A 6,783-nucleotide genomic window follows, 5' to 3' on the forward strand; every position below is an offset into this window, starting at 1 on the left:
AATCCACCTCATATCCATGCTGATGATAAAATCTTTTTTGTATGTACCTTTTATGTGTAAAAGGCAGGAGGAATTTAGATTTATTTATTAATTCTATTATTTCATTTATACATTTAATTAAAAGAGGCTTTAATTTAGCCCCCCTCTTTTTTAACATCATCTCTACACCTACCTAAAATATAAATTTAATTAAGCAGCCTCTGACTTTCTAAACAATAAAATATATAAATTATAAAATTTGTAAAATAAACTTCCTAAGGTATAGTTACTAATGAGTATTTGGGAAATTACTCTTATTTTGAGAGGCTCACTTATCATAGATTCTTTAAAATATTTATTTCTCTTAATATCCACCCCTATATTCTTCCAATTTTTATACAGGGCCTTACTAAATTTGTTTTTTTTATTATAAATCATCTCTCTATTCACCCAAAAGTTATGAATGAAAGCTAAGTATTCAAATTCTTCCTTGTAATCCTTGTACTTATTATTTTCTTTTAATTGCTTTTCTATAAAATCGGTCGCTCTCGCAACCTCTAATACTATGGGTGAAATGGTATTTGTCACTGAAGTGCTCCTGGAATAAAAATAATAATATAAATACTCGTCAATAAGACAAACATGTGGTGAGTGCAAGCCAATTGAACAAGAAAAAGCTAAATCCTGAGCTTTCTTAATTCCATTAGGAAACGCTACATTATTATTTGAAATAAACTTCCTCTTCATTAATTTACTCCATAAGGAAGGGTTAATCTTACTTGTCATAATCATTTTAAGGAACTCATCTCCGGTAATCTTGTCATAAGCAATGTTTTTTGTTGAACTTTTTCTAACTTCTTCGCCGTCAGAGAAAAAGTATTTATAACAGACAATATCATAATTATTTTGTTTAGCTTTTTTATATAAAATTTTAATTGCCTCTTCAGCTAACCAATCATCCCCATCGATAAATATTACATACTCCCCTATTGCCTTTTTTAAACCTGTCTCCCTTGCTTTCATGACACCTTTATTAGTTTGATTAATTACTTTAATTCTAGGATCTGTTTGAGCCATTTGTTGGATTTCATTTAATGTATTATCTGTAGAACCATCATTAACCACGATTATTTCTATACCTTTAAAGGTTTGGTTGACAAGAGAATTAATACATCTTTTAATATACTGTTCAATATTATATGCAGCTACAATTAAGCTAACTTTAGGCCTCACTTGACATTCCCCTTTTTTAAAAAAGTAGATACTCAATTAACGTCAAAATTATTCTAGTGCTGCTTTACACTTCTATAGAAAGATAAAACTCTTAAAGTGTAAATTTTTTAGTATGAATATATCTTAGAAACACAAAAAATTACTACTAAAAATACTAATGGGTTAACTTTAGTACCAATTGGTTTCGAATACGGTAAAGCATAAGAGTAAGGCCTGGCAGCCTGGACCAAAAGAAGATTAAATACTCCTGTTTTCTAGAGACATAAAAATTGCTAAGGAACAAGTGCTTCCACTTGTTAATCTGCTGATTGACTGTCTGTAAAGAGTTTTTTTGTATGTTTTTATCTTCTTTCATAATATCAATCGTGAGCCCCCGAAGTGATTTGTAATAGTCTGCAGCAATAATATCAATTACATACTTGGACGTATTTTGCTGCTTTAAAAACTCTATACATTCTTCAAAGTTTTTTATAATGTCCAACCTTTTAGAACTGTATTTCGTTAAATTCTTTCTCGTCATGCTTTCTGCATGAATAACGTAGTAATACATAGCTTCTTCTGTATAAATCACTTTATTTGCCTGTTGAATGAGCCGGTACAACACGGCAGCATCTTCAAATTTTCTACCTAGGGGAAAAGTGACATTTTGAAATAATCTTCTATTAAACAGCTTGTTACATACCCCATATCCTGTAAGTTCACCGGTATAAGTTTTAAATAATGCTTCTTCATTAGTCATTATATAAATTTTATCTTTTTCTTTTGGTGTTCCTATTAACTGGCCGTATTCATCTATACACTGGATCCTGCATGTGCTAATATCTGCCTTATTCTTTTCACAAAGAAGGTGCAGATTTTCAAGCATATTTGGTTTAAGCATGTCATCTCCGTCTGCCATGTAAACATACTTTCCTCTTGAAGCTTCCAGAGCCTTGTTACGTGCTGAAGACACCCCTTGGTTAGATTGATATATATATGTGATTCTTTTATCTTTCTGCTCATAGAACCTGCAAATGTCACCGCTTGTGTCCGTTGAGCCATCATCTACGATAATAAATTCAAAGTCTGTAAATGTTTGATTTATAATTGACAAAATGCATTTCTCTACATATTTTTCAAGGTTATATACGGTAATTGAAACACTAATAGAAGGAGCATTCATATTTATGTTTCCCCATTTCAAATAGCTGATCTTTCAGCTTTTGTTTTGCTAATTATGGTCCCTATTTTCATTTCATATACAAGATCACAGTTTTCAATCGTAGACAGCCGATGTGCAATTATAATTAATGTTTTCTCCCCTTTTAATTTATTTATTGATTTCATAATTTCTTTTTCTGTCTCATTATCGAGTGCTGACGTTGCTTCGTCCATGAATAGGATCTCCGGATTGTGGTATAGTGCTCTTGCAATTCCTATCCGCTGCCGCTGGCCTCCTGACAATCTGACTCCACGTTCACCGACTTTTGTATTTAATTGCTCGGGCAATGATTTGACGAATTCTTTTAATTGTGCTTGTTCTAAAGCTCTCCAAACCTCGTTTTCATCTATTTGAGCCTCTTCAATCCCAAAAGCTATATTCCCCCGAATCGTATCATCAGAGAGAAATATTGATTGAGGGATATACCCAATTTTTTGCTGCCATATAGATTTCTGGTTAATTAGCGGTTTACCATCAACTAAGACATCGCCTTTGCTTGGATTTAATAAACCTAGAATTATATCGACTAATGTTGTTTTTCCAGCTCCTGACTCCCCTATAAATGCTACAGACTGACCAATTGGTATGGTTAAAGAAACATTTTTAATTGCTTCCTCTTCCTGGCCGGGATAACGAAAAAATACATTCTTCAACTCTATAGCTCTGTTAAACGTACGATTGCCATGATTAATTACTTGTTTTTTAGTGTTAGAGAGCTTTTCATTTGAAGTATTTTTGATTAAATCATCGTATATGATCGTTAATGCAGGGCGATTGTATCGAATGGCTGTAACCATTGCCACGACACGATTTATAGATGGCATTAAACGGAAGGCGGCCATAGCAAACAAAGCCATTGTTGATACTATCTGCGCAGTCGTGGTGCCTTGCAGCATAATAATCAACATTGTTAAAAGGACCACAGAGACTAGTAACGTTTCAATAAACAAACGCGGGACTTGTTCTAACATCTTCATGTAACGGCTATTATTAGCTTTAATCTGACTCTGTCTGGTATAGGCATTAACAAAGAAGTTTTCTTTTCCTGATACTTTTACTTCTTTACTGGCTCCAAGTCCTTGATTCACCCATTTAATCATCGTCCCGTTAACTTTTTGCTGTTCTTTACCCAGGTCGCTGATCTTTTTCCGGAATATCCTAAAAAATATAAAAACACTTCCGCCTAATAAGACCGAAGCTGTGAATGTGGCTAATGGAGCCGTTATAAACAGTAATATTAAAATGCAGCCTATGACCAATATCTCTGTAAACAGTTGGAAGCCGGATAAGATAATCCCTTGAAAAACCTTTGATACCTCTCCATTTACATTTCGTAAAAGATCAGCCGTATTACGCTGCAAGTGAAACGTATATGGTTTTATCAGATATTCTTTCAAAAGATTTCTTGATAGTTTGACTTGCTGGTTTAAAATAACTCGGTATTGTACGTAGTGAAATAAAAGTAAATACAGATTTTTCAAAATAAACACTACTAATAATATAATGACAGCAAATATTAGAAAGGCAGAAGTGGATTGAAAGTTCATTGTCACATACAAATAACTTAAAATCGCTTGTTCTTGAACAACTTCCGGGTTAGTGATAATACTTACAAACGGAACAATAAGACCAATTCCAATCGTTTCAAAAATAGCTGCAATAACCATCATAATAAATAATAAAATTAATTTCTTTTTTTCCCGTTTGTTAAAGAGCCTTAATATTTTTTTTATATCTTTCATTTCCTCACACCTTTAATATGTGACTTATGATTTAAATAGCGTTTAATCAGGTGGATTTACATGTTCAAACTTTTATTACAGTGAATATATTTTTTTAAGTTCATCATTTTTCAAACCGGTTTCATTATTCAACCTTATTTCGAAACTTCTTGATAACTCCTCATTATCTATTAATCTTTTTAGTCCTTCATAAATGCCATCTTCACATATATTTACAATCAGTCCGGTCTCACCATTTTTAATATGTTCCCCCGCTCCAGTAAAATTTGTTGTTACGATAGGTTTGTTTAAATGTCTGGCTTCCGCAAGAGTAATACAATATCCTTCATGCCTGGAACACTGAACATATATATCGCACTGATCCATATAAGGGTATGGATTAGTATCTGAGCCAAGTAAAATAAATTTATTTTCAAGGTTGTATGTTTTAATTAATTTTTCATAATGATTGCGGTATTTACCTTCTCCTACACAGTACCATCTGATGTTATAACCCTCACTTATTAACCGGGCCAAAGCTTTAATAGCCAAATCCAGCCCTTTTTCTTGAGATAATCTCCCAACAGTAAGTATTCTTTTACCATCAAAAACATCATCGAACCCTTTTCCTTCTTTAGCTAATTGCTTAATTCTATTAGGAGAGACTAAATTATAGAAAACTTCTGTTTTACTCTTAATGCCAGGAACGGTTTTTATTACTTTATTTTTTGCTTCTTCCGAGACGACAAAAATTTTATCAAATTTATCGTAATTTTGATTTGCAAATGCTTTATCAAATCCTATTTTTGTAATATCAAAATGAATCCATTGAACTTTCTTCTTAGCAGTTATTTTGTTTAAAACAAAATAGCTTATGAAGTCCATCGGACCTGCATAAGCTACAGCGATATCGTAGTCGTTATCAATTTGAGGGTAATTTTTTAATAAATAATTAAATAAAACGTTTTTATTCTTCATAACCTTAGATACAAGATAATAAGATGAAAAACAAAAAGATTTAATTAACTTCCCTTTTTTTATATAATGCATACTAGAATTTCTTGGAGGGTTATGGATTAAAGGTTTGATAAGATCGTAATTCTTGATATAGTGCACTTTAACGTTTAATGGAATCGAATCTAGGAAACCTCCATATTCCTCAAGCATCAATATAGTTATATCAAACTGATCTTCCGGCAGCTCTCTGATCATATCCAAAAGAGCTTTTTCAGTCCCCCCGATGTTCATGTTGATGAGCGTAAATAACACTTTCTTTTTCATCATTAGCTCACACTTTCATTGTAATTTACTAATTCATAGAACTTTGCCAGTTCTTCAGTATTCCCTTTCTTCTCATTTCTTAAGTAAGAAATAATCTCTTCCCTCAGTTGTTTATTTTGAATAAGTTCAATAATTCCATTGCATACAGCCTCTGCGTTCATGTCTACTACAAGCCCGTTTTTCCTTTGTACCATTTGATTATAAACAGCGTCAAATTCTGTTGTAACGACAGGTACATTAAGCATTCTCGCCTCTGCTATAGCTAAGCCGTAACCTTCGAATTTAGAAGTTTGAACGTAAATATCTGCATCTTTAATAAACGGATAAGGATTCGCTTCCACACCAAGCAAAATGAAATGCTCTGATAACCCTCTTTCTTTTATTTTGTTTTTAATCTCCTCTTGAAGAGGGCCTTTCCCTAATGCGTACCATCTGAAATCTATTCCACCTTCAATTAATTTTTCACAGGCCGCTAAGGCAATGTCGTATCCCTTTTGAGGCGCCAACCTTCCTATAGTCAAAATTTTCAGGCCATTAAAATTATCTTGGAACCCTATTCCAAAATTAGCCATTTTCCTGATGAATGCAGGATTATTTATATCGTAAACAACTTTAATTACATTTGCATATTCAGGAAAAGTCTCGAGGAATACTTTCTTTGTGGATTCTGAGACAGCAACAATACTATCGAATTTATCATAATAGTCTTTTTGAAATTGCTTTTCTTTTTCCTCCAAACGATAGCTGACATTGACCCAGGCTAATTTCCGTTTTGCTTTTATTTTTTCTGCTACATAAAATGTAGGAACTCCCTGGGCATAACTGATTGCAATGTCATATTTTTTTGGATTAGGTTCAATAACACTTGAAACACTTTGCCAAAATATCCTTGCCTTCTGAGGATTAGTAGATGGGTTCTTCCGAATCAAAGTTGAATATTTTAACCTGGACATCAACATTCTATATTCAGACTGTTTCAAGGAAGTCATAAACGCATTTTTTAAAGGTAAAGTTGTAAATTGAGTATATTTTAATGGCTTCAGGATAGTGACTTCTTGAGGAACTAGTCTTTCCAACTCTTTCCCGTGTGCAAATAACATTAGATCTACGGAATACCTAGAATAATCTAATAACCCTAAAAGAGTTACTAAACTTTTTTCTGCACCTGCACAGTCTAATGAATCAATTACAAATAAGAGTTTTTTTTTCATAATTAAGTTTCACCTCACTATGGTCTCAGTAAAATACGCTGATGCAGAAGTTTTTTAATGTCTTATTTTTCTATTCAAATTATTATTAAAATACATAAAATTAACATTATAATTTAATAAGGACATTAAATACTTATACTTGAACGAGAGACGCCTG

General features: G+C 32.6%; 5 protein-coding genes. All 5 read right to left on the reverse strand.

From position 1 onward, the window contains the following. Positions 1–189 precede the first annotated feature (189 nt). Positions 190–1,212: a glycosyltransferase family 2 protein gene (locus tag K8O68_RS09635; RefSeq protein WP_230896683.1), complete on the reverse strand. Its 1,023-nt coding sequence runs from the start codon at positions 1,210–1,212 to the stop codon at positions 190–192. 154 nt (positions 1,213–1,366) lie between these two features. Beyond that, a complete protein-coding gene (locus K8O68_RS09640) occupies positions 1,367–2,374 on the reverse strand; it encodes a glycosyltransferase family 2 protein (protein ID WP_230896684.1) in 1,008 nt (335 codons plus the stop codon). Positions 2,375–2,391: 17 nt separating this feature from the next. Continuing rightward, complete coding sequence (locus K8O68_RS09645) at positions 2,392–4,155, reverse strand: ABC transporter ATP-binding protein (protein ID WP_230896685.1); 1,764 nt, start codon at positions 4,153–4,155, stop codon at positions 2,392–2,394. A gap of 75 nt (positions 4,156–4,230) precedes the next feature. Then, a complete protein-coding gene (locus K8O68_RS09650) occupies positions 4,231–5,415 on the reverse strand; it encodes a glycosyltransferase (RefSeq protein WP_370640512.1) in 1,185 nt (394 codons plus the stop codon). A 2-nt stretch (positions 5,416–5,417) separates the two neighbouring features. After that, on the reverse strand, positions 5,418–6,626 hold the full coding sequence (locus K8O68_RS09655; RefSeq protein WP_230896687.1) for a glycosyltransferase: 1,209 nt from the start codon (positions 6,624–6,626) through the stop codon (positions 5,418–5,420). Positions 6,627–6,783 lie beyond the last annotated feature (157 nt).

The sequence above is a fragment of the Salipaludibacillus sp. CUR1 genome, assembly GCF_021028955.1.
In the GTDB taxonomy this organism is placed as follows: Bacteria; Bacillota; Bacilli; order Bacillales; family Salisediminibacteriaceae; genus Salipaludibacillus.